Source organism: Ideonella paludis (assembly GCF_018069865.1).
In the GTDB taxonomy this organism is placed as follows: domain Bacteria; phylum Pseudomonadota; class Gammaproteobacteria; order Burkholderiales; family Burkholderiaceae_C; genus Ideonella; species Ideonella paludis.
This window is the reverse complement of the sequence record NZ_JAGQDG010000008.1, coordinates 163,822-189,427: the sequence shown is the minus strand read 5'-3', so window position 1 is coordinate 189,427 and position 25,606 is coordinate 163,822. Positions and strand designations below refer to the sequence as shown.

The 25,606-nt window shown below is 65.5% G+C and carries 28 protein-coding genes; 19 read left to right on the top strand and 9 right to left on the bottom strand.

The window, feature by feature from the left end:
* Window positions 1–4 precede the first annotated feature (4 nt).
* The 8 genes from KAK11_RS19350 to KAK11_RS19315 all read left to right on the top strand — a co-directional run bounded on the left by KAK11_RS19350 (window position 5) and on the right by KAK11_RS19315 (window position 6,890).
* Window positions 5–541 carry a pilus assembly FimT family protein gene (locus tag KAK11_RS19350; protein WP_210811173.1) on the top strand — a complete coding sequence of 179 codons (537 nt, stop codon included), beginning with the start codon at window positions 5–7 and terminating at the stop codon, window positions 539–541.
* A complete protein-coding gene (locus KAK11_RS19345; RefSeq protein ID WP_210811047.1) occupies window positions 538–954 on the top strand; it encodes a hypothetical protein in 417 nt (138 codons plus the stop codon). Before KAK11_RS19350 ends, KAK11_RS19345 begins: the two co-directional genes overlap by 4 nt.
* The gene (locus KAK11_RS19340) at window positions 951–1,457 is read left to right on the top strand and encodes a prepilin-type N-terminal cleavage/methylation domain-containing protein (protein ID WP_210811045.1); all 507 of its coding nucleotides are present in this window, start codon (window positions 951–953) and stop codon (window positions 1,455–1,457) included. Before KAK11_RS19345 ends, KAK11_RS19340 begins: the two co-directional genes overlap by 4 nt.
* Window positions 1,454–2,926: a DNRLRE domain-containing protein gene (locus tag KAK11_RS19335; protein ID WP_210811044.1), complete on the top strand. Its 1,473-nt coding sequence runs from the start codon at window positions 1,454–1,456 to the stop codon at window positions 2,924–2,926. The genes KAK11_RS19340 and KAK11_RS19335 overlap by 4 nt, the downstream gene beginning before the upstream one ends.
* Before the next feature lie 98 nt (window positions 2,927–3,024).
* Complete coding sequence (pilM, locus tag KAK11_RS19330) at window positions 3,025–4,134, top strand: pilus assembly protein PilM (RefSeq protein WP_210811042.1); 1,110 nt, start codon at window positions 3,025–3,027, stop codon at window positions 4,132–4,134.
* Window positions 4,127–4,729, top strand: coding sequence for a PilN family protein (locus tag KAK11_RS19325; protein ID WP_210811041.1), 603 nt, complete (start codon window positions 4,127–4,129; stop codon window positions 4,727–4,729). The genes pilM and KAK11_RS19325 overlap by 8 nt, the downstream gene beginning before the upstream one ends.
* Window positions 4,726–5,535, top strand: a complete 810-nt coding sequence (locus KAK11_RS19320) for a hypothetical protein (protein WP_210811040.1) — start codon at window positions 4,726–4,728, stop codon at window positions 5,533–5,535. The genes KAK11_RS19325 and KAK11_RS19320 overlap by 4 nt, the downstream gene beginning before the upstream one ends.
* The gene (locus KAK11_RS19315; RefSeq protein ID WP_210811039.1) at window positions 5,532–6,890 is read left to right on the top strand and encodes a type II secretion system protein GspD; all 1,359 of its coding nucleotides are present in this window, start codon (window positions 5,532–5,534) and stop codon (window positions 6,888–6,890) included. Before KAK11_RS19320 ends, KAK11_RS19315 begins: the two co-directional genes overlap by 4 nt.
* 9 nt (window positions 6,891–6,899) lie before the next feature.
* On the opposite strand, the gene KAK11_RS19310 is transcribed toward KAK11_RS19315, so the two are convergent.
* The 3 genes from KAK11_RS19310 to KAK11_RS19300 are packed head-to-tail and all read right to left on the bottom strand — an operon-like array spanning window position 6,900 to window position 9,728.
* Entirely contained in the window at window positions 6,900–7,592 is a 693-nt protein-coding gene (locus KAK11_RS19310) for a dienelactone hydrolase family protein (RefSeq protein ID WP_210811038.1), read from the bottom strand.
* A 35-nt stretch (window positions 7,593–7,627) separates the two neighbouring features.
* The gene (locus tag KAK11_RS19305; RefSeq protein ID WP_210811037.1) at window positions 7,628–8,803 is read right to left on the bottom strand and encodes a CaiB/BaiF CoA transferase family protein; all 1,176 of its coding nucleotides are present in this window, start codon (window positions 8,801–8,803) and stop codon (window positions 7,628–7,630) included.
* Window positions 8,796–9,728, bottom strand: coding sequence for a hydroxymethylglutaryl-CoA lyase (locus tag KAK11_RS19300; RefSeq protein ID WP_246499161.1), 933 nt, complete (start codon window positions 9,726–9,728; stop codon window positions 8,796–8,798). Before KAK11_RS19300 ends, KAK11_RS19305 begins: the two co-directional genes overlap by 8 nt.
* Before the next feature lie 92 nt (window positions 9,729–9,820).
* On the opposite strand from KAK11_RS19300, the gene KAK11_RS19295 reads away from it, so the two are divergent.
* Window positions 9,821–10,558: an IclR family transcriptional regulator gene (locus tag KAK11_RS19295; protein ID WP_210811035.1), complete on the top strand. Its 738-nt coding sequence runs from the start codon at window positions 9,821–9,823 to the stop codon at window positions 10,556–10,558.
* 110 nt (window positions 10,559–10,668) lie between these two features.
* Window positions 10,669–11,739, top strand: coding sequence for a calcium/sodium antiporter (locus tag KAK11_RS19290; RefSeq protein ID WP_210811034.1), 1,071 nt, complete (start codon window positions 10,669–10,671; stop codon window positions 11,737–11,739).
* A gap of 15 nt (window positions 11,740–11,754) precedes the next feature.
* Here the strand turns inward: KAK11_RS19290 and KAK11_RS19285 are convergent, their stop codons facing one another.
* On the bottom strand, window positions 11,755–13,206 hold the full coding sequence (locus KAK11_RS19285; protein WP_210811032.1) for an aminotransferase-like domain-containing protein: 1,452 nt from the start codon (window positions 13,204–13,206) through the stop codon (window positions 11,755–11,757).
* A gap of 113 nt (window positions 13,207–13,319) precedes the next feature.
* On the opposite strand from KAK11_RS19285, the gene KAK11_RS19280 reads away from it, so the two are divergent.
* From KAK11_RS19280 to KAK11_RS19255, 6 genes are all read left to right on the top strand, one after another.
* Window positions 13,320–13,916, top strand: coding sequence for a LysE family translocator (locus KAK11_RS19280; RefSeq protein ID WP_210811031.1), 597 nt, complete (start codon window positions 13,320–13,322; stop codon window positions 13,914–13,916).
* On the top strand, window positions 13,913–14,833 hold the full coding sequence (locus KAK11_RS19275) for a DMT family transporter (protein WP_210811030.1): 921 nt from the start codon (window positions 13,913–13,915) through the stop codon (window positions 14,831–14,833). Before KAK11_RS19280 ends, KAK11_RS19275 begins: the two co-directional genes overlap by 4 nt.
* Complete coding sequence (locus KAK11_RS19270; RefSeq protein WP_210811028.1) at window positions 14,830–15,537, top strand: aspartate/glutamate racemase family protein; 708 nt, start codon at window positions 14,830–14,832, stop codon at window positions 15,535–15,537. The genes KAK11_RS19275 and KAK11_RS19270 overlap by 4 nt, the downstream gene beginning before the upstream one ends.
* On the top strand, window positions 15,534–16,754 hold the full coding sequence (locus KAK11_RS19265; protein ID WP_210811027.1) for an aminotransferase-like domain-containing protein: 1,221 nt from the start codon (window positions 15,534–15,536) through the stop codon (window positions 16,752–16,754). Before KAK11_RS19270 ends, KAK11_RS19265 begins: the two co-directional genes overlap by 4 nt.
* Before the next feature lie 14 nt (window positions 16,755–16,768).
* Window positions 16,769–17,611, top strand: coding sequence for a PhzF family protein (locus KAK11_RS19260; protein WP_210811026.1), 843 nt, complete (start codon window positions 16,769–16,771; stop codon window positions 17,609–17,611).
* Between the two features lie 90 nt (window positions 17,612–17,701).
* Window positions 17,702–18,235, top strand: a complete 534-nt coding sequence (locus KAK11_RS19255; protein ID WP_210811025.1) for a hypothetical protein — start codon at window positions 17,702–17,704, stop codon at window positions 18,233–18,235.
* A 100-nt stretch (window positions 18,236–18,335) separates the two neighbouring features.
* On the opposite strand, the gene KAK11_RS19250 is transcribed toward KAK11_RS19255, so the two are convergent.
* A complete protein-coding gene (locus KAK11_RS19250; protein WP_210811024.1) occupies window positions 18,336–18,788 on the bottom strand; it encodes a c-type cytochrome in 453 nt (150 codons plus the stop codon).
* Window positions 18,789–18,989: 201 nt separating this feature from the next.
* Between KAK11_RS19250 and KAK11_RS19245 the strand changes: the two genes are divergently transcribed.
* A complete protein-coding gene (locus tag KAK11_RS19245) occupies window positions 18,990–19,676 on the top strand; it encodes a cytochrome b/b6 domain-containing protein (protein WP_210811023.1) in 687 nt (228 codons plus the stop codon).
* Between the two features lie 36 nt (window positions 19,677–19,712).
* Window positions 19,713–20,204, top strand: coding sequence for a GNAT family N-acetyltransferase (locus tag KAK11_RS19240; protein ID WP_210811022.1), 492 nt, complete (start codon window positions 19,713–19,715; stop codon window positions 20,202–20,204).
* Here KAK11_RS19240 and KAK11_RS19235 read toward each other — a convergent pair.
* Window positions 20,196–21,629, bottom strand: coding sequence for a WS/DGAT/MGAT family O-acyltransferase (locus KAK11_RS19235; protein ID WP_246499160.1), 1,434 nt, complete (start codon window positions 21,627–21,629; stop codon window positions 20,196–20,198). The genes KAK11_RS19240 and KAK11_RS19235 overlap by 9 nt on opposite strands.
* Before the next feature lie 107 nt (window positions 21,630–21,736).
* Between KAK11_RS19235 and KAK11_RS19230 the strand changes: the two genes are divergently transcribed.
* Window positions 21,737–21,991, top strand: coding sequence for an acyl-CoA-binding protein (locus KAK11_RS19230; RefSeq protein WP_210811021.1), 255 nt, complete (start codon window positions 21,737–21,739; stop codon window positions 21,989–21,991).
* Window positions 21,992–22,079: 88 nt separating this feature from the next.
* On the opposite strand, the gene KAK11_RS19225 is transcribed toward KAK11_RS19230, so the two are convergent.
* Genes KAK11_RS19225 through KAK11_RS19215 form a run of 3 tightly spaced genes read right to left on the bottom strand, consistent with a single transcriptional unit; the run spans window position 22,080 to window position 25,591 of the window.
* Complete coding sequence (locus KAK11_RS19225; RefSeq protein WP_210811020.1) at window positions 22,080–22,394, bottom strand: polyhydroxyalkanoic acid system family protein; 315 nt, start codon at window positions 22,392–22,394, stop codon at window positions 22,080–22,082.
* A gap of 18 nt (window positions 22,395–22,412) precedes the next feature.
* Window positions 22,413–23,519: an aminopeptidase gene (locus tag KAK11_RS19220; protein ID WP_210811019.1), complete on the bottom strand. Its 1,107-nt coding sequence runs from the start codon at window positions 23,517–23,519 to the stop codon at window positions 22,413–22,415.
* A gap of 5 nt (window positions 23,520–23,524) precedes the next feature.
* The gene (locus KAK11_RS19215; RefSeq protein ID WP_210811171.1) at window positions 23,525–25,591 is read right to left on the bottom strand and encodes a molybdopterin-containing oxidoreductase family protein; all 2,067 of its coding nucleotides are present in this window, start codon (window positions 25,589–25,591) and stop codon (window positions 23,525–23,527) included.
* Window positions 25,592–25,606: the final 15 nt, after the last annotated feature.

Genomic DNA, 25,606 nt, shown 5'->3' with positions numbered 1-25,606 from the left:
CGTCATGCGCACCCAGGGCTTCACCCTGGCCGAGTTGCTGGTGGTGATTGTGTTGATGGCCGCACTGGCGGCCTCCGCCATTCCGCAGCTCTCGTCGCAAGAGCCCCAGCGGCTGGACACCGCCACGGCTGAGGTACGCGCCGCCCTGCGCTTCGCGCGGCAAGAAGCCCTGCAGCGCGGCACCCCGGTGCTGGTCGACATGGAAACCCAAGCCAACACGGTCAAGCTGCTCCTGGGCACCTGCAAAGAGCCCAAAGACCCCTTGCTGGACCCGCGGACGGGACGCAACTTCGTGCTGGACTTGACGAGCCAGCAGCACACCCGCTCGGTGAGCTTGAACGCTCAGGTGCTGGTGGGCGGTAATCGAAGCTATCAAGGCCTGGTCTTTGATGCCAGTGGCGCCCTCAGCGAGGCCTGCGACGTGGCCAACAAAAAGGATAAGGGCACTCCCACGCTTGGCAGCCAGGTCGTGCTGAGTGTGGGCGAGCGGCAGCAGAGCCTGACGCTGTGGCCCGCCACAGGGCGGGTGAGTGGGCCATGAGGATGCGCAGCGACAAAGGATTGGCCTATGTCGAGGCCGTACTCGCCACCGTGATGGTCGCTGTGTTGCTGGCGCCCGCACTCAATGCCCTGAGCTCAGGCCTGATGGGCCAACAAGTGGCTGACACGCAGGCGGAGCAGGCGCTCGCGCTGCACAGCAAACTGGAGGAGGTCTTGGCCAAACCCTACAGCGTGCTGCTGGCCGAAACCTATACGCTGGGGGGCAACACCAAGACCTCGGTCAGCCTGGACTTGTCAGACCCTGTCGGCTCGCCCCGACGCGTCGTGACGATCTATCGCACCAACGGCAGTGATGTCGCTGTCACGGACACCGGCTTGCTGCGCATCCGCGTGGCCTGGGAAGGCGACGCCACCGGCAGCGGGCTGAGCGCCTTGCGCTCCAAGTGGCTATGACAACGCCTCGCCTCCCTCCGCCACAGCAGCGCGGTTTCACGCTGATCGAGCTGTGCTTGGCCACTGCGATGGGCGCCTTGTTGTTGGCGGCCCTGGTCCATGTGGCCCGCCTGGCCACCGAGAGCAAGGCCGAATTGAGCGGTGCCAGCGAACAGCGCACCGAGGCTGCGTTTGTGATGCAACGGCTGCGTGCGGCCGCAGACGCCGCCACCGTCAGCACCTTGTACCCCGCCGCCGATGGCGATACCGGCTTGTGGCTTGCGCCCACACGCTTTTGCATCAACCAGCTCAAAGCTCTGGTCGAGACCACCTCCGGCGACACCTCATGCAGCCAAGGCGAGGTCATTGCTGAGCGCGTCGAGCGCCTGACGGTCAGCCTGCCTGACACCCAAAGTGCGCTGGATGCGCCCATGGTGCTGATGAGCGTGTCCTTGAGCCGAGCCGATGGGGCCGACAGCATGGCGCTCACCCAGGCCATTCGCATGAAAGGCCTGCTGGAATGAAGCGGCGCGCCCATGGCTTCTTGTTGCTGCCGGTGCTGCTCTTGCTGTCGATGGTGGCGGGCGCTGCGTACCTGACGCTGCGCGAAAGCCACCTCAGCCTGGCAGGCGAGGCGCGGCACGCAGACTGGCACAAGGCCCGCGCGGCGGCGGAGGCCGGCCTGCACCGCGTGGTGCATGAAGCCCATGTCGCAGCTTGCAATGGCAACTATCCGGTGGCAGACAAGCCGATCACGGATACGAATTTCGACGGCGCCAGCTACAGCGCCTTTGCCTCCGAAAAAGACGGCAGCCCCTTGGACATCACCTCAGAGGGCCGCTTTGGGACTGCCCGTGTGGTGCTGAAACGCAAAAAGGTGGTCATGCATCGCGCCACGCCCCAAACCCTGGTGCTGCAGGCAGAGCCTGAGGGGCTGGATACCAGCCTGAAGCTTGGCGTCAACAGCCCCGAGCCGACCGCCCCCACCTTGAGCGTGCAGCCCGGCGCGCATGAGGCTCTGCTGGCCTTCGGCCTCCAAAGCATCCCCGCAGGCAGCCACATCAGCACCGCACTGCTGAGCGCGCGCATCACTGAGCTGCAAGGCAGCGGCTCGGTCAATGCGCATCGGATTCAAAGTGACTGGACCGAGCAAGCCACCGCCCGAAGCCGGGACGGCACCAACGCCTGGGTGCAAAGCGCAGGAGATGCCCACCCTGGCATCATTGTCTCGGCGCAAACCCTTGGCTTGGGTTGGATGAACTGGCCCCTGACGGAGCTGGTCGACGGCTGGGTCAAGGGGCGCTGGCCCAATCAAGGCGTGCTGTTGCGCGGCACCAAAATGCAGTCACTGAGCCTGGCCAGCCGCGACTACCCGACCCCAGCCCTGCGCCCCCGCTTGACGGTGAGCTTTCACCCGCCCTGCGGCTGGACCTTGCCGCAGCAGCAGCTAACCCTGGTGCCCGCGGCCGACGCGACCTTGTCGGAGGCCTCACCCACCTTGAATGATGGCGCCTCCAATACGCTCAGGGCGCTCAACAGCGCCAAGGAGCTGCGCCTGGTGATGTTGTTCGACACCAGCAGCATTGCCGCCAACAAGACCATCAAGTCCGCCACTTTGCGGCTGACCTTTGAGGGGCTGGCGGGCGACACCCCGACACCGCGTGCCGTGGATCTCTATGCGCGCCGCAATGAAAGCGCCTGGGAAGAAAGCGTCGTCACCTGGACGAAGCGAACTGCATCGGACAACTGGTTTTTCGCGGGGGCCGGCGTTTTCACGCCGCTTCAGCCAAGCACAAAGACGCTGCCCAAGGACTCCAAGGCAGGAACGGTGGTGGAGTTCGACGCCAAGGATTGGGTCAACGACTGGGTGGCAAACCCGAACATCAACTATGGCGTGCTGATTCGCGTGCCCAACACCGAGGCCAACACGCTGGTTTTCGGCAGCCGTGAATCCCTGACGGCACCGCCAGCGCTGACCATTGAGTATGAGTAGCGTCAAGTCTGCCGCTGAGCGGCCGAAATGACGGAGAGCGGCCCTGCAGGCGAGGTTTGGCCTTGCCCCGCCGCTGTGCTCACCCGCCACACGCTCGCATGAAACTTCCCTCCTTCACCCTTCCGTCCTGGGCGCAGGCCAAGCGTTGGCAAGCCGCGCCCATCGGCCTGGAGCTGGGCCAAGAAGGCCTGCGGCTGGTGCAGTTCGAGCAAGGACAGCAAGGCCCCCGCTTGGTGGCCGCGGCCCACCTGCCCTACCCCTGCAGCCGAGACGAGCTGCTGAGCCGCAAGGAGGCCTGGCGTGAGTGGCTGCAGGCGGGCCTGAACCAGCATGGTTTCAGCGGCCGGCAGGTGGTGAGTTGCCTGCCTGCTGACGAGGTGCGCATCTTTCCGGTGAGCGTCGGGCCCACCCCTGAAGACATGGATGCCGCCGTCGCTCAAGCGGTGCTGTCACGGCTGCAAGGTGAGGCCGCACAGATGGTGATGGACTACGTGCCCATCCGCAGCCATGCGGCTGACAGCCAGCGGGAAGCTCTGGTCGCAGTGGCCAAGCCGGAGTCCGTGGATGCCCACCTGGCCCACCTGGAAGCGGCCGATCTGGAGCCCGTGGCCCTGGAGGTCGGCCCGGTCGCCCTGGCCCGCTTGACAGGCTATTCCAACCAAGGGAGCAGCCCTGACCATTACCCCCATGCCCTGCTGATCAACTTTGGGCGCCTGCGCAGCCACGTCAGTGTGATCTGGGGCCGGCGCCTGGTCCTGGACCGCGAGATCGCCTTTGCAGAGTCCGTGCTGCTGGCCCGCCTGACCCGTGCGCTGGAACTGGACCCCGACACCGCCCAGCGCCTGCTGCTGAAGATGGGCTTGCTCGAGGACCAAGCCAATGACGACGAATTCACGCAAGCCCTGATCGAAGTGCTGCAGCCCGAGCTGGGCTTGTTGGTCAGTGAGATCAACCGGACCTTGGTCTACACCGCCTCGCGCAGCCGCGGGCAGGGGATCGACCAGGTGTACTTGTGCGGCAGCGTCAGCCGCTATCCCGGCGTAGACCAATTGCTGCAAAAGCGCCTGTCCTTGCCGGTCAAGGTGATGGACCCCTTCACCACATTTGAGTCGGCGCTGAGCCCGTTGGAGCGGGAGGCTTTAGAACCGATTGCCAGCGTGGCCGTGGCCACGGGCTTGGCCTTGCGCGGGTGGAGCAGCCATGCATGAGATGGATCTGATCCCTGCGGCCTATCGGCAGCGGCGCGTTCAGCAACAGCGCCGCCGCCTGTGGTGGCTGGGTATCGGCCTGCTCGTCTTTGCGACCGTGGGCGCCCGGCTCTGGATAGAGCGCGGCTTGGCCCAGGAGCGCGCCTGGAAGGCGCAATGGCAGCCCCAGCAAGACAAAGCCCGCGCTCAGCGCAATGAGCTGACACAGCTACAGACCTTGATCGCGCAAGCGCGCGCCCTCGAAGGCCCTGCTGCTGACGCCCACAACTCCGCGCCGCTGGCACTGCTGCCCGGCGTGTTGGCCGCGCTGCCCGAGGCCGGCTTGCGCCTCTCCAGCGCCAGCTTGGAGCCCACCGCCGACACCACCGCACGCTTGACGCTGCAGGGCCAGGCGGCCGACGAGGCCACGCTGGGGCGCACCGTCACCCTCTTGCAAGGCCACGCGCCAGTCAGCCAGGTGCAACTCTTGAGCGTCAAGCCCGAAGTCCATGGCGAGCAACGCTTCGAGCTGCTGCTGCGCGTCAGCGCCTCCCCCGCTTCGGCGGCATCAGCAGCGTCCGCAGCCTCGGCCGCATTGCCAGGAGAGCGGCCATGATGCAGCAGTTCAGCCAGCGCTGGGCCAGCCTGGACAGCAAAGCACGCTGGGCCTTGCTGAGTGCCCTGCTGCTGTTTGTGCTGCTGGAGATCTGGCTGCTGGGCCTGCGCGGCCCGTGGCAACAATGGCGCAAAGCCCAAGCCGAACGCCAAAGCCAAGCCCAGATGGTGGCACCCGACCTGAGTGCGGACCTTGCCGACGCCCGTCGCAGCTTGGCCGAGCTGAAGGCCCAGGCTGACGCCATGAAGACTGCGCACCAGCCCGAACGCCTGGGCGCCTGGCGCAGCGCCTTGCAGCGCACGGCCCAGCAACACCATGTCAGCGTGGAGGCCTTGACCGCCACCGAGGTCAGTGGCGGCCTGCCTCGCATCAGCCTGGCGCTGAAGGGCCGCTATGCCGATGTGCTGGCGGTCCAGCACAGCCTGGCCAGCTTGGACATGCCCTTGCGGCCGATACGCTGGGCGGCCCAGGTGCAGCCTGACGGAGGCTTGAGCGTGCGCCTGGACGCCGTGCCCAGCCCTAACGCTCCAGCCAGCGCGCCGCTGCCTGCCCCACCCCGCCATGACCCCTTCGGCAGCAGCCGCACCTCAGGGCCCCTCAGCGACGCGGTGGTGGACACGCCACCCAAGCTGCGCGCCTTGGTGGCCGCTGGTCCGCGCTCCATGGTGGTGGTCGGCGACCAAGTGGTCGAAATAGGCGGTCTGATCCAGGGATATCGACTGATAGCGGTGCGTGAAGACCGGGCACTCTTCGTCAAGCAAGGCCGTCATGTCACGGCCGTGTTGGACACGCCCGCCTCACCATGATCTTCACGCGCACTTCCGAGCCCCGACTGCACCTCGCCTGGCGATGGGCGATGGCCGCCGTGCTGTTATTGGCCCTGGCTTGGCCCCATGCACAGGCCCGCAGCAAGGCGCGCGGCAAAGCGGCGGCCGAGAGCCCCACCACGCCCCAGACCGGCAAGGTCACGCTCAAGCTGCAAGACATGGCGCTGCGCGAAGTCTTCGACATGCTGTCCCGCCAAGAGCGGCTCAACATCGTGTTGAGCAAAGGCGTCGAAGGCCAAGTCTCTATCAACCTCTATGACATGGCCATACCCCAGGCCATTCAGTCGGTGGCCGAGGCCGCCGGCTATGCGGCCGAGTACCGCAACGGCACCTATTTCATCGTTGACCGCAAAGACCTGGGCGCCAACTCGGTGGCCGGCGGCACGGTGGTGCGCTCCTTCAAGGTGCAGTACTCCAACCCCAAGCAGGTGGCCGAGCTGCTGGCCAAGCACCTCTCGCGCAACGGCAAGATCACCCCGCTGATCGAGCGCAACCTGTTGCTGGTGGAAGACCAGCCCGAGTTCATGGGCCGGGTCGAGGCCCTGCTCAAAGAGTTGGACGCAGAGCCCAAGCAAATCCTGATTGAAGCGCGGATCTTGGAGATCACGCTGGACAAGAACGAGACTTTCGGCGTCGACTGGTCGCGTGTCTTTGGCAGCGGCGGCACATCGAAGCTGGGCACGCAGGGCTTGGCCAACAAGGCCTCCGCCGGCTTGTTCTTCAACCTGGTCAATGACAACCTGAACGTCTATTTGTCGGCCTTGTCGGCCAACGGCCGCGTGCAAACCTTGTCCACGCCCAGGCTCTTGGCGCTGGAGAACCAGCAAGCCTCGGCCGTCATTGGCGATCGCATCGGCTACAAGGTGACCACCACCACCAACCAGGTCACCAGCGAAAGCATTCAGTTCCTGGACACCGGGGTGATCCTCAAGGTCACGCCCTCCGTCGACCAACAAGGCCGGGTGTTGATGCAAATTCACCCAGAGGTCAGCTCGGCGACCATCACGCTGGGCATTCCGTCAAAGAAGAGCACCGAGGTGACCACCCAACTGCTGTGTGAAGACGGCCAGAGCATCTTCATTGGCGGGCTGATCAAGCGCAATGTGACCCGCCGCAACAGCGGTGTGCCGCTGCTGCGTGAGGTGCCGGGCGTGGGCAAGTTCTTCTCGTCCAGCGAGGACGTGGCCAGCGTGACCGAGACCGTGGTCATCATCAGCCCGCGCATTGTGCGCAATGCCGCCGACGCCTTGGCGGCTGCGCCGGCGGAGACCCTGGAGCCCGATGCGCCCTTGATGCAGCCCGGCGGGCTGCGCATGGACTTAACGGCCAAGTAAGCGATCCGGTCAGCCCAGATGCTGGCCGAGGAAGCGCAGCGTGCGGTCCCACGCCACTTGCGCCCACGCGGCGTCGTACTGGGTTTGCGGCAACCTTGACGCGCCTTGCGCCGTTTCGTTGGCAAACGCATGGTGCGCCAGGTAGTGGTGAAACTGGTGCGTCACCCCTGCTTCTTGAAAGGCCTGTCCGAGCGCCTTGACACCCTCTGGTGCAAAGAAGGCGTCTTGCTCCGCCCAGTGCGCCAGCACCGGCGCTTTGATGGCACCAGCATTCACAAACTCCAGCGGCGGATAGCCATACCAAACCACGCCCGCATCGGCCTCGGGCGTGGCGCCCAGCGCCAGCACGGTGAGCGCACCGCCCATGCAAAAGCCGGTGATGCCGACCTTGGCTGAGGCTTGCTTCAAGAACTGCACCGCACCGCGGATGTCTTGGCTGGCCGCGTCGCCAAAGTTCAGGCCGTTCATCAGATGGTGGGCTTCTTCAGCCTCCACGGTGGCTTGGCCCCGGTACAGGTCCGGCACCAGGGCGCGCAAGCCCGCCTGCGCCAGCCTATCCGCCACGCCACGGATCTGTGCATTCAAACCCCACCACTCTTGGATGACGACGATGGCGGGCGCACCAGCGGCTTGCGCCGGCTCGGCCAAATACCCTGACACGGTCTGGCCGTCGGGGCGCTTGAATTGAACGGTCTGTCCCATGGGATCTCCTGACTGTTGATCCCGCAAGCATAGCCTTAGGCCACGACCCCGGCGCGCATCAGGTCTTGCAGCTCACCATCGCTGTAACCCAGGCCGTTCAGCACTTCCGCCGTGTGCTGGCCCAGCGCTGGTGGGTTCAGCCGCAGCGGTGGGCGCTGGCCGTCCAGGGTCAGGGGCAAGAGGGGCGTGCGGGTTTCCTGGCCGCCCGGCAAGGTGATCGGGGCCAGCCCGCCAGAGGCCAGCAGGTGCGGGTCGTCCAGCAGTTCATGCGGTTTGGTGATGGGCGCATAGGGCAAGCCCTCGCGCTCGAAGACTTGAGCCAGGTGCTGCGCCGGAATGTCTCGCAAGCGCTCCCGCAGCAGCGGCATCAGCCAGTCGCGCGCCTGCACCCGCAGGTTGTTGCTGGCGAGGCGCGTATCCGCCTTCAAGTCCGCCAAGTCGAAGGCGTCACAGAACAGCGCCCATTGCTTGTCACTGACCACGGCCAGAAAAATTTGCTCGCCATCTTTGACGGTGAACACGTCATAGACCGCCCAGGCGCTGATGCGCGCCGGCATGGGGTTGGCGGCCTGGCCAGTCACCGCGAACTGCATCATGTGCTGGGCCACCAGCAGCACATTGTTCTCAAACAAGGCGCTTTGCACCAACTGGCCAAGGCCCGTGGCCTCGCGGCTCTTGAGCGCGGCCATCGCGCCCATGGCGCCAAAAATGCCGCCCATGATGTCGTTCACACTGCTGCCCGCCCGCAGGGGCTGGCCCACCGGGCCGGTCATGTAGGCCAGGCCCCCCATCATCTGCACCACCTCGTCCAGCGCCGTGCGGTGCTCATAGGGCCCCGGCAAAAAACCCTTGTGGGTGACGTAAATGAGGCGCGGGTTCAAGGCCTTCAGCGCCTCATAGCCCAGCCCCAGCTTGTCCATGGTGCCAGCGCGAAAGTTCTCGCTGAAAACATCCGCCGTGGCAGCCAGCTTGCGCACCACCTCGAGGCCCCGCGGGTCTTTGACATTGACCGACAAGCTCTTTTTGTTGCGGTTGAACATGGCAAAAAAGCCCGCGCCCGAGCCCAGCAGCTCCCGCGTGCTGTCGCCCTCCAGCGGCTCGACCTTGATGACCTCGGCCCCCAAGTCGCCCAGCACCATGCCGCAAGCCGGGCCCATGACCATGTGGGTGAACTCCACCACCCTGATATCGCTGTAAGGCATGTCAGCCATGTGTAGCCCCTTTGGTGTCTGTGAATCCTTTGGGCAGGCCGGCGTCGGCCACCATGCCGTAAAGCGGCTCCTCGGGGAGTCCCGCGCGCAGAGCCTCGCGGGCGGCCAGCAGCCGGGGGAGGTCAATGCCTGTGCTGACACCCATGGCCTCGAACATGAAGACCAAGTCTTCGGTCACCACATTGCCCGAGGCACCTGGCGCATAGGGGCAGCCGCCCAAGCCGCCCTGGCTGGCATCAAAGGTGCGCACACCGGCCTCATAGGCGGCCAGGCAGTTGGCCAGGCCCAAACCTCGGGTGTTGTGCAAGTGGGCTGCGCCCGCGCGCTCACCCAAAGCCTGGCGCAAGCGGGTGAACAAGCGCCGCACCTGCGCCGGGTTGGCCATGCCCGAGGTGTCCGACAGGCCCACCTCATCCACACCGGCGGCCACGAGCTGCTCGGCCAAGGCAATGACCTCGTCCTCAGGAACAGCGCCTTGCAAGGTGCAGCCAAACGCCGTGGACATGCCCACCTCCAGCCCCATGTGCGGCGCGTGCTCCGCCCGCCACGCCGCGAGGCTGCGCACTTCCTCCAGCATTTGCGCACGCGTCTTGCGCACATTGGCCAGGGAGTGGGCCTCGCTGGCCGACACCGGCACGCTGACCTTGTGCGCACCCGCCTGCGCCGCGGCCTGCGCCCCGCGCAGATTGGGCACCAGCGCCAACACGCGTAAGCCGGCATGGCGGCGGGCATGCGCCACCACATCGGCCACATCGGCCATTTGCGGCAGCAAGCGGGCCGGCACAAAAGAGCCGACCTCCACTTCGCTGACCCCCGCGGCCACCAGCGCGTCCACCCAGGCGAGCTTGTGCGCCGTGGGCATGATGGCCTTCACGCTCTGCAAGCCATCGCGCGGCCCGACTTCACTGATCTGTACCTGGCTCATCTTGGTATGCATCCATAACATGTTCTATCTAATGGAACTGCGTTCTATCTTTTGATATTATCGTGGCAACACCCACACTCCGTCAAACCGCCATGCCTCGCCCATCCTCAGCCCCCTCTTTGGCCGACCAGCACGCCGCACCCGGCGGCGTGGCCGCCGTGGACCGCGCACTCACGCTGCTGCTGGCCTTTGAGCAAGGCGAGTCGGAACTGAGCTTGACGACCCTGGCCCAGCGCACGGGCCTCTACAAAAGCACCGCCCTGCGGCTGATCGCTTCACTGGAGCATGCAGGCCTGCTGAGCAAAGGCAACCAGGGCTATCGCTTGGGGGCCGCCGTGGCGCGCTTGCACCGCCACTACACCGCCAGCTTTTCGCTGCAAGACCAGGTCATGCCCGTACTGAACGACCTGGTCGCCCGCACCCAAGAGAGCGCCGCCTTCCATGTGCGCCAAGGCGAGCAGCGCCTGTGCCTCTACCGCGTGGATTCCCCCCACCCGCTGCGCGACCATGTCCGCGCTGGCGACCTGCTGCCCCTGAACCAAGGCGCAGGCGGCCGCGTGCTGCTGGCTTTCTCGGGCCAGCGCGGCAAGCTTTATGCCGACATCCGTGCTGCGGGGGTCGCCACGCTGCATGGGGACCGCATCGACGGCCTGAGCGGCATTTCTGCGCCCGTCTTTGGTCCAGCGGGCGAATTGCTGGGCGCCTTGACCTTGACGCTGCCCAGCACCCGCTGGGGGCCGGGCTTGGAAGCTGCCACCTTGGCCGCCGCTCAAGGTCTGTCGCACAGCCTGGGTGGTGGCGAGTGGGGTCATCCACCCAATTCAGCCTGACCCCGAACTCTGTCTTTATCTCAGCGTTATGCTGTCAGACACGCCCACAACGCCGCTATCTATGCGCGGCAAGGGATCGGGCTTCTGTTCTTTAGAAGAGTCTCGCCACTATGAACATCTTGCTCTTTGTCGCGGGCCTGGTGGGCCTGATTGTTGGGGCCAATCTGCTGGTCCGCGGCGCCTCCAAGCTCGCTCTCAGCTTTGGCATTTCGCCCCTGGTGGTGGGGTTGACCATCGTCGCCTTTGGCACCAGCGCGCCCGAGATGGCGGTCTCCGTGGGCGCGGTCTTGGACGGCAAGACCGACCTGGCCATTGGCAATGTGGTGGGCAGCAACATCTTCAACGTGTTGTTCATCCTGGGCGTCAGTGCACTCATCGTGCCCCTGGTCGTCAATGTGCAGTTGATCCGCCAAGAGGTGCCCATCATGATCGGCGCCAGTGTGCTGCTCTTGGCCCTGTCGCTCGATGGCCGGGTGTCCTTTGCCGAGGGCGCTCTGTTGTTTGGCTCGCTGCTGGCCTACACCGTGTTCTTGGTGCGCCAATCCCGCCAAGAGGGCCAGGCCGCCCAAGCGGAGTTTGAGCAAGAGCTGGCCCCGGCCGCGCCTGGGGCCTGGGACAGCAAGCTGCCAGCGCAGATGCTGCTGATCGTGCTGGGGCTGGCCGCCTTGGTGCTGGGCTCGCAGTGGCTGGTGACGGCGTCGGTGGCGTTTGCCAAAGCCATGGGCGTCAGCGACTTGGTGATTGGCTTGACCATCGTTGCAGCGGGCACCTCGATGCCCGAGGTGGCGGCGTCCCTGACCGCCGCTTTCAAGGGCGAGCGTGACATTGCCGTGGGCAATGTCGTGGGCAGCAACACCTTCAACATCCTGGGCTGCGTGGGCTTGTCGGCATTGGCGTCTGGCGACGCAGGCTTGGTGGTGTCGTCGGCGCTGTTGAACTTTGACTACTGGGTGATGCTCGCCGTGGCGCTGGCCTGCTTGCCCATCTTCATGACAGGCCGGGAGATTGCCCGCTGGGAAGGCGGCCTGTTTGTGTTGTATTACGTGGCCTATGCCACCTACTTGATCTTGTCAGCACAGCAGCACGCCGCGCTGGGTCAGTTCTCGGCCGTGATGATGAGCTTTGTGGTGCCGTTGACCGTGATCACCCTCATCGTGGCCTTTATCCGCAAGCCGCATTGAGCGGCCGTGGGCGGCCTACAGCCGCTGCCTCGCCGCGTCAAAAGCCCGCCAAAAGCTGGCGTCTTGGCAGGTCGCGAAGTTGATGCGCATCAGCGTGCTGGGCTGGCGGCTGGACATGAAGAGATGGCCCGGTGCCAGCAGCCAGCCGTCGTCCACCATGAGCTGAGCCAGGGCGTCGGTATCGCAGTGGGTGTCGAGCCAGCCGAACAGGCCTTGGGGCGGGGTGACAAAGTCGCAGCCATGGGCCTGCGCCAGCCGCACAGTGCGCTGGCGGGCGGCGTCAAGGCGGGCGGTCACGCGCTCGGCATGGCGGCGCAGGCTGCCTTGGGTCAGGCACAGGGCAATGGCTTGCTCCAGCACGGCCGGGGTGGTGAGGGTGGACAGCAGCTTCACATCCACCAAGCGCTCCACCAGGTGCAGCGGGGCCGCCACAAAGCCGACGCGCCAACTGGGGGTCAAGATCTTGGAGAAGCCCGACACATAGAGCGTGCGCTGCAGGCCATCCAGCGCGGCCATGCGCGGCAGGTGGGCGGGGGCCAGATGGGCATAGGTGTCGTCTTCAACGATGTAGAAATCATGCTGTTGCGCCAGGGTCAAGATCTGGTGCGCGGCACGTGGCGTCAGCGAGTTGCCGGTGGGGTTGTGCAGCACTGGCACCGTCACATAAAAGCGCGGCTGGTGTTCGCGGGCCAGGGTGGCCATCACGTCCAGGTCCGGCCCTTCAGCCCCGCGTGGCACGGGCAGCAGGCGAATACCCAGTTGAGTCAGGCGCGCGTATTCCACCGCCCAGGCGGGCTCGTCCACCAGCACCGCGTCACCCGGGCGCAGCAAGGTGCGCGAGATGATGTCCAGCGCATGCGTGGCGCCGGTGGCGGTGACGATCTGCTGCGGCGAGGCGCGCACGCCAAAGTCTTGCAGGCGCTGGGCCAGGGCCTCGCGCAGCCGGGTGTCGCCCGAGGGGTGGCCGTATTGCAAGACGATGTCCGGGTCGCCCTGGGCCAGCACTTTGCGTAAGGCACTGTTGAGCAGAGGCAGGTCCAGCCAATCGGGCGGCAAGGTGCCCAAGCCCGGCGCGGGCTTGCCGCCCATGCCATGGAACATGCCGCGGATCAGCGCGGTGGCATCCAACGGCGCGGCCAGGGTCACCGCGGTGTGATGGCGGCCTTCAGCCACCGGCGCGGCCAGTTCACGCACAAAAAAGCCGCGCTTCAGGCGCGCCTCGATCAGCCCCTGAGCCAGCAGTTGGTCATAGGCGGCCACCACGGTGTGCGGGCTCACGCCATGGCGTTTGGCGCACTCACGCACCGAGGGCAGGCGCGTGCCCGGCGCCATCAAGCGCTGGCGAATGCGCTGAGTGAAGCGCTGGGCCAACTGCTCGGTCAGGGTGGCGGCGCTGCTGCGTGACAGGGCCGGAGCGGCCTCCAGGGGCTCGACCCAAAGCGGGCTGTCGATCTCGCGCGCGGCCATGAGGCCTCCGTTCTGTGCTGATGGGGTGAGCAATACAGATGCCGCATTTGCGCGGTCAATCTGTATTGCCACTGTACCGGCACGCTGCCTACACTGTCCAGATGTTCCCCTTCATGCCTTTGTCCGACCTGCTGGCGCTTTTGGCGCTGGCCACGGCCATTGCCTTCACCCCGGGGCCCAACACCACCCTGTCGGCCGCCTTGGCCGCCAACCGGGGCCTGAAAGCTGCGCTGCCCTTTTGCATGGCGGTGCCGCTGGGCTGGGTGATGCTGGTGCTGGCCTGCAGTGCGGGCGTGGGCACGCTCTTGCAGGCCGCCCCCGCCTGGCGCACGGGGCTGACGGGGGCCGGCGTGGCCTATCTGTTGTGGATGGCCTGGAAGCTGGGGCACACCGCCACCTTGAGCGAGGTGCAGGCCGATCGCCTGAACGTGGGCTTTGCCCAAGGCGTGGCGTTGCAGTTCGTGAACATCAAGGCCTGGATGGCCGCGCTGCTGGTGGTGCAGGGCTGGGTCACGCCGGGGCCGGTGGCCGAGCGCCTGGCCATGGTGCTGCCATTGATGGCGGCCTATGCCTTTGCCAGCAATTTCAGCTATGCGCTGCTGGGCGCGGCGCTGCGGCCTTGGCTGCAACACGGACAGCGGCTGATGTGGTTCAACCGATGCATGGCCCTGGTACTGGCGGCGACTGCGGTGTGGATGGTGCTGCGATGAAGGACGGGCACCCGACTGAGCATCAAGCCCGCGGCCTGTGGCTGGGCACCTTGGGCGTGCTGATCTTTGCATTGACCCTGCCCATGACTCGGCTGGCCGTCGGCCCCGTGGAGGCCCCGCAACTGCCGCCGCTCTTCGTCACGGCAGGCCGGGCGGCGGGTGCGGGGCTGTTGAGCTTGGCCTATCTGTGGCTCACCCACGCGCGCCGACCGCAGCCGTCCGAGTGGCCGCTGTTTGGCATCAGCGCCCTGGGCACGGTGCTGGGCTTTCCGCTGTTCTTGGCCTTGGCCTTGCGTGAGGTGCCCTCCATGCACGCCGCCGTGGTCACGGGCATCTTGCCGCTGGGCACGGCCGCTGTGGCGGCGTGGGCTTTAGGCCAGCGCGCCAGCCTGGGCTTTTGGGCCTGCGCGGTGCTGGGCTGCGGGCTGGTGATGGCTTTTGCACTGCACGAGGGCGGTGGCCAGATGGTGCAGGCCGATGGCTGGCTGCTGCTGGCCATCTTGAGTGCGTCCATCGGCTATGTGGCAGGCGCCAAGCTCTCCGCCACCTGGCCGGCCGAGCATGTGATCTGCTGGGTGCTGGTGCTGAGCTTGCCGCTGACGCTGCCCGCCGCGCTGTGGACTTGGCCCACCGCCCCTGCGTCCGCCGCGGCCTGGGGCGGCTTTGCCTATGTCACCGTGTTCTCGATGTGGCTGGGCTTTTTTGCCTGGTACCGGGGCTTGGCCTTGGGCGGCACGCTGCGCGTCAGCCAGGTGCAATTGATCCAGCCGTTTGCGGCCCTGCTCCTGGCCGTGCCGGTGCTCGGTGAGCCGCTGCAGGCCAGCACGGTGGCGTTCTCGCTGGCCATCATTGGCGTGGTGCTGGTGGGCAAGCGCATGCCGGTGGGTGCGCCCTCCGCTGCAAGGAAAGACTCATGAAGCGGCTGGGCGTGCTGGGCGGCATGAGCTGGGAGTCCACCTGCGTCTACTACCGCTTGATCAACCAAGGCGTGGCGCAACGCGAAGGCGGGCTGGCCAGTGCGCCGCTGCAGCTGCACAGCGTCAACTTTGCTGAGGTGGCCGAGCTTCAGCGCGAAGCCCGCTGGGAGGATGCCGGCAAATTGCTGGGACAGGCTGCGGCAGGGCTGGAGCGCGCCGGAGCCCAGGGCTTGCTGATCGCCACCAACACCATGCACAAGGTGGCCCCGATCATCCAGCAGTACAGCCACCTGCCACTGCTGCACATTGGCGATGCCACAGGCCGGGCCTTGCACGCGGCCGGACGGCGACGGGTGGGGCTGCTGGGCACGCGCTTCACCATGGAAGACGCCTTCTTGCGCCAGCACCTGGAGCAGCACTTTGAGCTGCGCTGCGAGGTGCCCGACGCGGCAGACCGCGACGAGGTCCACCGCATTATTTTTGAAGAACTTTGCCAAGGCCGCTTGGTGGACGCCTCGCGTCAGCGCTATCGTCAGGTCATCAGCCAGTTGGCAGACCGAGGCTGTGACGCGGTCGTGCTGGCCTGCACCGAGATTTCCTTGCTCATTGACCCGGCAGCAGGCGCTTGGCCTGTGCCCTTGTTTGACACCACCGCCTTACACGCCCAGGCTGCGGTGGACTGGATTACTGGAGACACCCCATGAAGACAAGCACCCCGCTGTGGACCCAAGCGCACCGTGCGGCGCGCATGAACCCGTCCATCATCCGCGAGATCCTGAAGGTGACCGAGCAGCCGGGCATCCGCTCGCTGGCCGGCGGCCTGCCCTCGCCCGACACCTTTCCCATCGAAGCCATGCGTGAAGCCACCGCCAAGGTGCTCACCGACACCCCGCGCGAGGCCCTGCAATATGCCGCCAGCGAGGGCTTTGGCCCGCTGCGCGAGTGGGTGGCCGCCATGCTGCGCGGCCAAGGCCAAACGGTGGACGCCAACCAGGTGCTGATCACCACCGGCTCGCAACAAGGCCTGGATTTGGTGGGCAAGCTGCTGATTGACGGAAGCAGCCCCGTGGCCGTGGAGGCCCCCACCTATCTCGGGGCGCTGCAAGCCTTCGCCCCTTACGAGCCGCATTTTGTGAGCGTGGACAGCGACGCCCAAGGCCCGCGCCCTGAGGCCATTGAAGCCCTGCCCCGCGTGGCGCCCGGCACCCGCTTTTTGTATGTGCTGCCCAATTTCCAAAACCCCAGCAGCCGGGTGATGCCCGAGGCTCGCCGCCAGGCCGTGGTGGCTGCCGCCCAGGCTGCCAATGTGCCGCTGCTGGAAGACAACCCTTATGGCGACCTGTGGTTTGACCAGCCGCCGCCCGCCTCGCTGGCCTCACGCTGGCCCGAAGGCACCATCTACCTGGGCTCTTTCTCCAAGGTGCTGGCACCGGGCTTGCGCCTGGGCTTTGTGGTAGCACCGCCCGCGCTGTGCCCCAAGCTGCTGCAAGCCAAGCAAGCGGCCGATTTGCACACACCGGGCTTCAACCAGCGCGTGGTCTATGAGGTCATCCGCAATGGCTTCTTGGACCAGCATGTGCCCACCGTGCGCGCACGCTACAAGGCCCAGCGCGACGCCATGGCCGCCGCGCTGAAGGTCCATCTGCCTGAAGGCAGCGAATGGGTGGCACCCGAGGGCGGCATGTTCTTCTGGATCCGCCTGCCCGCCGGCTGCCATGCCTACCATTTGCTGCCCGAGGCGGTGAAGGCCGGTGTGGCCTATGTGCCGGGCGAGGCCTTCTATGCCGACCATGCCGACACCCGCACCCTGCGCCTGTCGTTTGTGACCTTGCCCCCGGCCGAGATCGAGGCCGCTGTGGCGCTGCTGGGCGGGGTGCTCAAGCGCCACTTGAACGAAACCCCCAGCCCCACCACGCCCTGAACCGGAGGCCCCAGATGTTGCGCCGCTTCAGCCAGTTGGATGTCTTCACCTCCACCCCGACCCTGGGCAATGCCTTGGCGGTTGTGCATGACGCCGACGGCCTGAGCGAGGCCGAGATGGCCGCCTTTGCGCGCTGGACCAACCTCAGCGAAACCACCTTCTTGCTGCAGCCCACCGACGAGCAAGCGGACTACCGGGTGCGCATCTTTACCCCCGGCGGCGAGCTGCCTTTTGCCGGCCACCCCACCCTGGGCAGTTGCTATGCCTGGTTGGCGGCCGGCGGCTTGGCCAAGAAGCCGGGCCAAGTGGTGCAGCAGTGCGGGGTGGGCTTGGTGCGCGTCAAGCGCGATGGCACGCGCCTGGCCTTTGCGGCCCCGCCCCTGCGGCGCAGCGGCCCGGCAGACGCGAGCCTGCGCCCGCAAGTGTGTACCGTGCTGGGTGTGGCAGATGCCGATCTGCTGGCCCTGGAATGGGTGGACAACGGCCCGGGCTGGCTGGCGGCCAAGCTGGCCTCGGCCCAGGCGGTGTTGGCACTCAAACCCAATTTCGCAGCACTGCAGGGGCTCAACTTGGGCGTTGTCGGCGCTTACCCAGAGGGGTCTGACTGCCAGTTTGAGGTTCGGGCCTTTGTGCCGGAATTGGGCGTGCCCGAAGACCCGGTGACAGGCAGCCTGAATGCGAGCTTGGCGCAATGGCTGATCGGCAGCGGCCAAGCGCCGGCGCAATACCGGGTATCGCAAGGCACATGCATGGGGCGACAGGGCCGGGTCTATGTGCAAGCTGACGTGCAAGACATTTGGATCGGCGGGCACATTGCAGCCTGCATCAGCGGCACCGTCATTCTGGGAAACCACTAGCGCATCTTTGCAACGTCTCGCTCACGAGAGTCTCAAGCTGCCCTACACTTCCGCCCCGGGGAGATTCATCAAGCAGTATCGAGGAGTCTCATGAGATTCAGAGAGGTCGTGATTTTCAGCGGCCAGCGTTTTCAAGTGCCGCAAGGCATTCAACGCATTGACCACCGCAGTACCCATGGATGGCAGTTGCGCTATGCAGGGACCAAGCTCTTTTCAGACCATACCGCCGATGGCAGTGGTGCAGAAAAGGCTTTGAACTTGGCCATGGATGAGCTTCAAAAGCGCATCCGCAACACCCCTCCCGCGTCGCGCTTGCAGCGTGCGCCCAGCAAACACAAACGCAATGACCTGCCCGTAGGGATCTCCGGTCCGGTGGTGCGCTTGCGCAAGGGCGGCACGGTGCGGGATTGCAGCTTGTCGGTGCTCTTGCCGCGCTTTGGCCAAGCCTCACAGCGCAAGAGCGTCTACATCGCCACCGAGAACACCTATACCGTGGAGAAGTTCCAGCAAGCCCTGGACAAAGCGGTGGCCCTGCGTGAGAAAGCAGAGCGGGTGTACAAAAAGGCGGAGTTGGCCGCCGCCAAGGCCGGGGCCTTGGATCTGAAGCGTCAACTCAAGCGCTGATCAGCGCCCACGAAAAAGCCCACTGCAGCATGCGCTGAACAGTGGGCTTGGCCTTACCGGCTGCGAGGGCTTGCCCCCGCACGCCAGCCTACGGCTTGGCTTATTCCTTGCGGAAGTCGTCGTGGCAAGCCTTGCAGGTCTTGGCGGCGCCACCGAAGGCTGCCTTGATCTGATCCAGATTGCCCGTCTTGGCCGCTGCGTTGAGCTTGGCGACTTCTTCTTGCATCTTCAAAGCACTGGCCTTGTACTCATCGGCCTTGCTCCAGACCTCGGGCTTGGCACGGGTGTCGCCGCTGGCGGTGCCGTCAATGAAGCCGGCCCAAGGCAGGGCGGCCATGTTGTTGACGATCTCCGCATTGATCTGAGCGGCGCGGGCGTCAAAGGCCGCCTTGCCGTTGGCCATAGCGCCAATGCGCGCAAAGTGGTTGGCCATCACCGTGAAGGCGGCCTTGCGGTACTTGATGGCATCTTCAGGCTTTTGGAACTGAGCTGCTGCGGGAAAGGCGGCGGCCAGTGTCAGCACCGCGGTGGCGGCCAAAGTAAAACGCTTCATAAACATCCTCCGAAAAATGAGGGCCAGGGGCCTCGGGTCCATCCGTGCACGCTGCATGCCCGAAAGAGCACCTGCGCGCGTCCGAGTGTACGCATTTGAAAAGTCGCAGGGCGTCGCTCAAGAACTTCATGAGAGATCCTCGGTGTGTTCCGGCGGCCTGCGTTATCGTTGCAAGACATCACCATTTTTTTGAGTCGCCCCATGTCAACGCCACCCACCCCTCTCGTCCCCACCCGCGTTTGGGACTTGCCCACGCGCCTCTTCCACTGGCTGTTGGTGGTGGGCGTGGTGGGCCTGGTCATCACCGGCAATGTGGGGGGCAACGCCATGGTCTGGCATGCCCGCTTGGGTGTGGGCGTGGGTTGTTTGCTGGTGTTTCGCTTGCTGTGGGGCGTGGTGGGCGGGCGCTGGTCCCGTTTTGCCAGCTTTGTGCGCAGCCCCGCTGCGCTGCTGCGTTACTTGCGCGGCGCCAGTACACCGGATGAGCATGTGCATGTGGGCCACAACCCGCTGGGCGCGCTGTCGGTGCTGGCCCTGTTGACGGTGCTGCTGGTGCAGGTGGCCACTGGCTTGGTGTCGGATGATGAGATTGCCTTCACCGGCCCCCTGGTCGCTTTCGTCAGTGGTGCCACCAGCAGCCTGGCCACCAGTTGGCACAAAGGCTGGGGCAAGCTGATCTTGATCGGGCTGGTGGTCCTGCACGTGGCTGCCATTGCTTGGTACAAGCGCAAAGGCCAAAACCTGGTCACCCCCATGATCACCGGCGATGCAACGCACCCAGCAGACACCCCGGCCAGCGCCGATGGCCTGGCCCAACGTGGCTTGGCCCTGGCCTTGTTCTTGGCCTGTGCGGCAGGGGGCGCTTGGGTGTTGGCGCAAGGCGGCTGAAGTAGACTTGCCCGCATTGCGCCCACGACCCTCGCCATGCCCGCCCCCCAGATAGAACTGCTGCCCGCTGAGTCGCCCGAGGCGATAGAGGCGGTTCGAGAGATTTTTCGCGAGTACGCCAGCAGCTTGGCGGTGGACCTGTGCTTCCAGAACTTCGAGCAAGAGCTGGCCGCACTGCCCGGTGACTATGCCGCGCCCGGTGGCTGCTTGCTCTTGGCCTGGGTAGATGGCGCGCTGGCCGGCTGCGGTGCCTTCAGGCCGCTGCCGGATGCCGACTACGCCAATGCCTGCGAGATGAAGCGCTTGTTTGTGCGCCGAGCCTTCAGGCGTTTTGGCTTGGGGCGCGCCTTGGCGCAAGCCCTGATCGACCGGGCCAGCCAAGAGGGCTACTCGTGCATGCTGCTCGACACCCTCGACGACATGGAAGCCGCGCGCGAGCTCTATACCTCGCTGGGTTTTGAGGAAGTGGCGCCCTATTACTTCAACCCGATTCCGGGCGCGCACTACCTCAAGGTTGAGTTACTCTGAACGGCCCCAGGGCAGCATCAGCGCCAGCGTCAGCAGCTTCTCAAACTCGGGCCTGAAGCCCGCGATGATGGCATCGGGCTCGGGGCACAGCACATCGTCGGTGATCAGGCCGAACTGCACGCCACCGGCATAGCTGAGGATGCTCACGCCCATGCCGATGTCGCCGCTTTGCGGCACCCAAAACATCACTTGTTTGACGGTGCGGCCGCAGAACTGCAGCGGGTCTTTGGGCCCCGGCACATTGGTCATCACCGCTGTCGCCTTCTTGGCAAACATGTTGAGCAGCGAGGCCTGCACCGGCTTGATCAGCAAGCCGGCCACGGCCAGCAGCGCAAAGGCCAGCACGGGCTGGTAGCCGCCCTTCAGCTCGTTCATGCGGGCACGCACGGCTTCCAGGCGCGCGACCGGGTTGGCGATGCCCACAGGCAGCACCAAGGGCACCAAGCCAAAGCGGTTGCCCAGCTTCCAGGCCTGCTCTAGCGGGCGCAGGTTGACGGGCACCATGGCGCGGATCTCTTTGCCCGACGGGTCTTCGCCGCGGGCGCGCAGGTACTCACCAATGGCCCCCGCCACACAGGTCAGCAGCACATCATTGATGGACGCGCCCAGGGCCTGGCCTACCGCCTTGACCTCGTCCAGCGGCAGCGGCTCGCCCCAGGCCACGCGCTTGCCCGGCGTGGCCTTGCCTTTGAGGCTGGTGGGCGAGTCGTCAGGCATCAAGGCCAGTGAGGCAGCGTCGTTGATGACCTGCATGCCCACTCGCGCGGCCTCCAGGCCCTCGACCATGGGCTGGCCGGGGTTGGCCATCAGCTCGACCGACTTGGCCATACCTCCCCCGGTCAAGCCAATCGCCTTGATGGTCAGGTCGGCCATGGGCTTGATCAGGGCTTCGCCCAGCCAATCATGCTCAGCGCCCTCGGCCTGACGGCGCTTGCGTTTGGGCGGCGCTTTGCCGCCATCGGTGATGGAGAGCATCACCGAGATGAGCGCAATGCCATCGGCGATGCAGTGGTGCACCCGCACCACCAGCGCGCTGCGGCCGTCTTCCAAGTTTTCGACCAAGTGAATCTGCCACAGTGGCCGGCGCATATCGAGCGGCGTGGCTGAGAGGTCGGCCACTCTGTCTTTGAGCGCATCAAGGGGCGTTTGGCCCGCCTGCGGCTCCAGGGTCTCGGGCACCACATGAGCGTCGATGTCAAAGTGGGTGTCTTCCACCCACTGCGCGCCCACCGCGTCTTCCACCACCTTTTGGCGGAAGCGGTCGTACTGCAACAGGCGCTCGGCCACGCGCAAACGCGCCTCGGCCACCGACAAGGTCGGCTCAATCAGCCATACCCCCACAATCATCATGAGGTTGGCAGGCGTGTCCATGCGCAGCCATGCGGTATCGACCCGCGACATACGTTCAATCAAAGGGCCAGCCATGGTGGAGTCATTCCTCTAACGCAAGTTCTTCTGTCTCGGACGATGCTGGTTAAGATCGCGAGCGTCAAGCCAGACTTTCACCCATCTCACTCGATCAGGAGACACCCATGGCCGACTTGAAAGCCCAGTTCGAAACCGCCGTTGCTGAAAGCAAGCAGTTGCCCGAGAAGCCGGACAACATGACCTTGTTGCAGATCTATGCGCTCTACAAGCAAGCCACGGCGGGCGATGTGGAAGGCAAGCGCCCTGGGTTCACCGACATGGTGGGCCGCGCCAAATATGACGCTTGGGACGGCCTCAAGGGCAAGAGCAGCGACGAGGCGATGCAGGAATACATCGACCTGATCGAGTCCCTGAAATAAGCCCCGGCTGCCGCTGCGCCCGCAGCTCCCAGCGCAAGACCCGGCCTGATGCTTTGCAGACGGCCGGGTTTTTCTTGGGTGCGGCGCTTCAGGCCTTCTTGGCTTTGGCCTCAGCCTTGGCCACGGCCTCGTCCAACTGCTTGCGGGTCTCGGCCTCAAACTGGCCGGCAAAGGCCTTGAACAAGAAGCCCAGCTTGGCGGTGATCTCGAAGTGGTCGCCCGCCACAATCATCTGGCCCGTCACGCCAGAGCGTTTGAACTCCAGCGTGTCACTGGTCTCCCCTTCGAGCATGGTGCATTCCAGGTCAAGCTTGGCCTCGGCATGTTCGGCCCACTTCATGGCCACCTTGCGGGCTTTGGCCAGGCCCAGCGTGTGTTCTTTACGGACGTTGATGTCTGACATCAGCTTGTTCTTTCTGTCTCAAAAATTGTCGGTAGGGCTCAAGGCTTTCAAAGCCGCTTCGCGTTCGGCGGGCGTCAGTGCCCCCAAACGCGCCACCGCCGCGTGAAAGCGCGCAAAGTCGCGCCCCTCTTTCGCAAACAAGGCCTCAAAGGCGGGCACCCACTGAAGGTAGGCGGCTTGCATGCCCAGCGTGGCGTTGTTGGCGCGTGCAAAGAAGGCATCGTAACCGGCAAACCCACCCCAGCGCTCGCGCTTGAGTTGTTCAAACTCGGCTCGCATCTCGGTCATCACAGCGGCCTTGCGCTCGCGCTTGATGGCGTCGCTGTCTGGCCCGCTGTAGAGCGCTTGCAAGCGTGCGCGTGTCTTGGCTGTCAGCGCACGCATGTCGGCGCGCCGCTCATCCAGCGCGCGGTGCCGCGCTAAAGCGTCGGCCGAGCCGTGCTGCTGCAGCCAACGCTCGCCGCCTAAGCGCTCGACGGCCGTCGCATAGGATTCATTAAAGGTGGTGTCGCCTTTGATGAACACGACTTGGTGCGACAGTTCATGAAAAATCATCCGAGCGAGCTCAGCCTCAGGCCACTGAATGAAGGTGTTGAGCAAGGGGTCGCCCCCAAGCCAATCGCTCATTCCCAGCGTTGAGTAGGCAGGCACCGGGTAGACGCTGGCCTCCCAGCCCTGCGCGCGAAGAGCCGCCGCCTCGGCTTGGGCTGCCGCCTCGTCGAAGTAGCCGCGATAGCTCACACAGCCCACCACCGGGAAGCACCAAGTCTTGAGCGTCAGCGAGAGCTCGGGCGCGGCCACCACATTCCAGACGGCTGCGGGGCGTTTCAGGTCGGCATAGCGGCGGTAGCTGTCGTTGTCGGGCAGCTTCAGCTCGCTCACCGCAAAGGCCCGCATCTCTTGGCTCTGGGCTAAGCGCTGCTTCAGTGCAGCGGGGGTTTGTTCATCGGCCAGCCATTCCGGCACGGGCTTGGCCGCCCCCACCAAGGCCAGATGGCCGGTGGCTGATTGCGCCAGATAGCCCACACTGCTGCAGCCGCTGGTCAGGCACAGCGTGGTGGCGGCCAACAGCGCCAACACCACCCCCCCCAGGGGCAGCGCCAGCAGCCATCGTCTCAAACGCATGTCCGTCAGGCCCGAGCTTGAGCGGCCGCCAGCGGTGCCACCTCGACCAAGCAGTCGTAGAAGCTGGGGGCCTGGCCCAGGTCGGTCAGTTGCTGGTGCGTCACTTCATTGACATTGGTGCGGTTCACGCCCAGCTTGCGCCACCAAATGCCCAGGCCGTTGACCACGCCTGCTCGGGCTCGCTGGTTGATGCGAGCCACGCAGTGGTAGTCACCGCGGTCATTGAAGACGCGCACCATGTCGCCATCGGCAATGCCGCGCTGGGCAGCGTCGTCGGCATGCATCTCCAGCACCGGCTCGGCTTCGATGTCGCGCAAGCTCTTGACGTTGACGAAGGTGGAGTTGAGAAAGTTGCGCGCCGGCGGCGAGATCATGGCCAGCGGAAAGCGCTGCGCCAGGGCAGGCGCCGACACCACGCTTTCGTAGTTGGGCACATGGTCGGGCAGCGGCACCCCCGGCCCCATGGCCCAGGCCTTGCCATTGGGCGTGGGGAAGCCGCCCTGGGCGAAGGGCGCGTCGGGCAGCGGCAGCTTGACCCAGCCGTCGCGACGCAGGGTGTCAAAGGGCACGGCGTCGGTGAAGGCCTGTGCGGCCAAGGCCTCGTCGCTGTCGGTAAAACACGGCTCGGCAAAGCCCAGGCGCGCCGCCAGTTGGCGGAAGATCTCGCAGTTGGAGCGGGCCTCGCCGCGCGGAGGCACGGCTGGCTCGTTCACCAAGGCATAGGTGTGGCCGTAGCTGGTGTGCGCGTCCCAATGCTCCAGTTGCATGGTGGCGGGCAGCACGATGTCGGCATGGTCGGCGGTGTCCGTCAAAAAGTGCTCCAGCACCACGGTGAACAGGTCTTCGCGCGCAAAGCCCGCCACCACTTGGCGGGACTGCGGCGCCACTGCCACCGGGTTGCTGTTGTAGACCACCAGGGCCTCAATCTTCGGGCCGAAGTCGGGCGAGGACTCACGCAGCAGGTCTTGGCCCACGGTGCTCATGTTCAACGTGCGTGGCCGGCGCTGGCCCAGCAAGTCCGGCCGCTGCAGCCAGGCATCGTTGCGCACCGGCTTGAACCAGCCCGAGGCGCTCATCAACAGGCCCCCCGCCTTGTGGCGCCACGCCCCCACCAAACAGGGCAGCAGCGCAATCAGGCGGGTGGCATTGCCGCCGCCGCGCACGCGCTGCATGCCGTAGTTGAGCCGGATGGCGGCGGGGGCTGTGGTGCCGTAGTCGCGGGCCAAGCCACGGACTTCATCCGCCGTGATGCCGCAGACCTTGGCCACCCGCTCAGGCGGCCACAGCAAGGCGCGCTCACGCAAAGCTGGCCAGCCCTCGACATGCTGGGCCAGGTAGTCGTGGTCCAGCCAGTCGTTGACGATGAGCTCATGCATCAGGCCCAGCGCCAGCGCACCGTCGGTGCCCGGCAGCAAGGCAATGTGCTGGTGGCATTTTTGGGCGGTTTCGGTGTGGCGCGGGTCGATGGCGATCAGCTTGGCACCGGCGCGCTTGGCGGCCTGGGCGAAGGTCCAGAAGTGCAGATTCGACGCAATCGAGTTGCTGCCCCAGATCAGGATCAGGCGGCTTTCGGTGAAGTGCTCGACATGCATGCCCACTTTGCCGCCATAGGTTTGCTGCAAGCCCTCGCCACCGGCAGAGGCGCAAATGGTGCGGTTCAGCAAGGACGCGCCGAGCTTATGGAAAAAGCGCGCCGCCATGCTCTCGCCCTGCACCAAGCCCATGGTGCCGGCATAGCTGTAGGGCAGGATGGCCTCAGGGTTGCGCTCGGCAATGGCACCCAGGCGGCTGGTGACCTCGTCCAGGGCCTCGTCCCAGCTGATGGCCGCAAACTGGCCGCTGCCTTTGGGGCCGACGCGGCGCAGGGGTGTCAACACCCGCTCGGGGTGATTCACCCGTTCGGCGTAACGCGCAACTTTGGTGCATAAGGCCCCGTGCGTCGTCGGGTGGTCGGCATCACCTTGGATGCGGATGATCTGCTCGCCCTCCACCGTGACCTTCATGGCGCACGTGTCCGGGCAATCATGGGGGCAGGCGGCCCGTACAAGCCGTTGAGTGGGGCTGGATGTCATGTCGCTCATGATGTC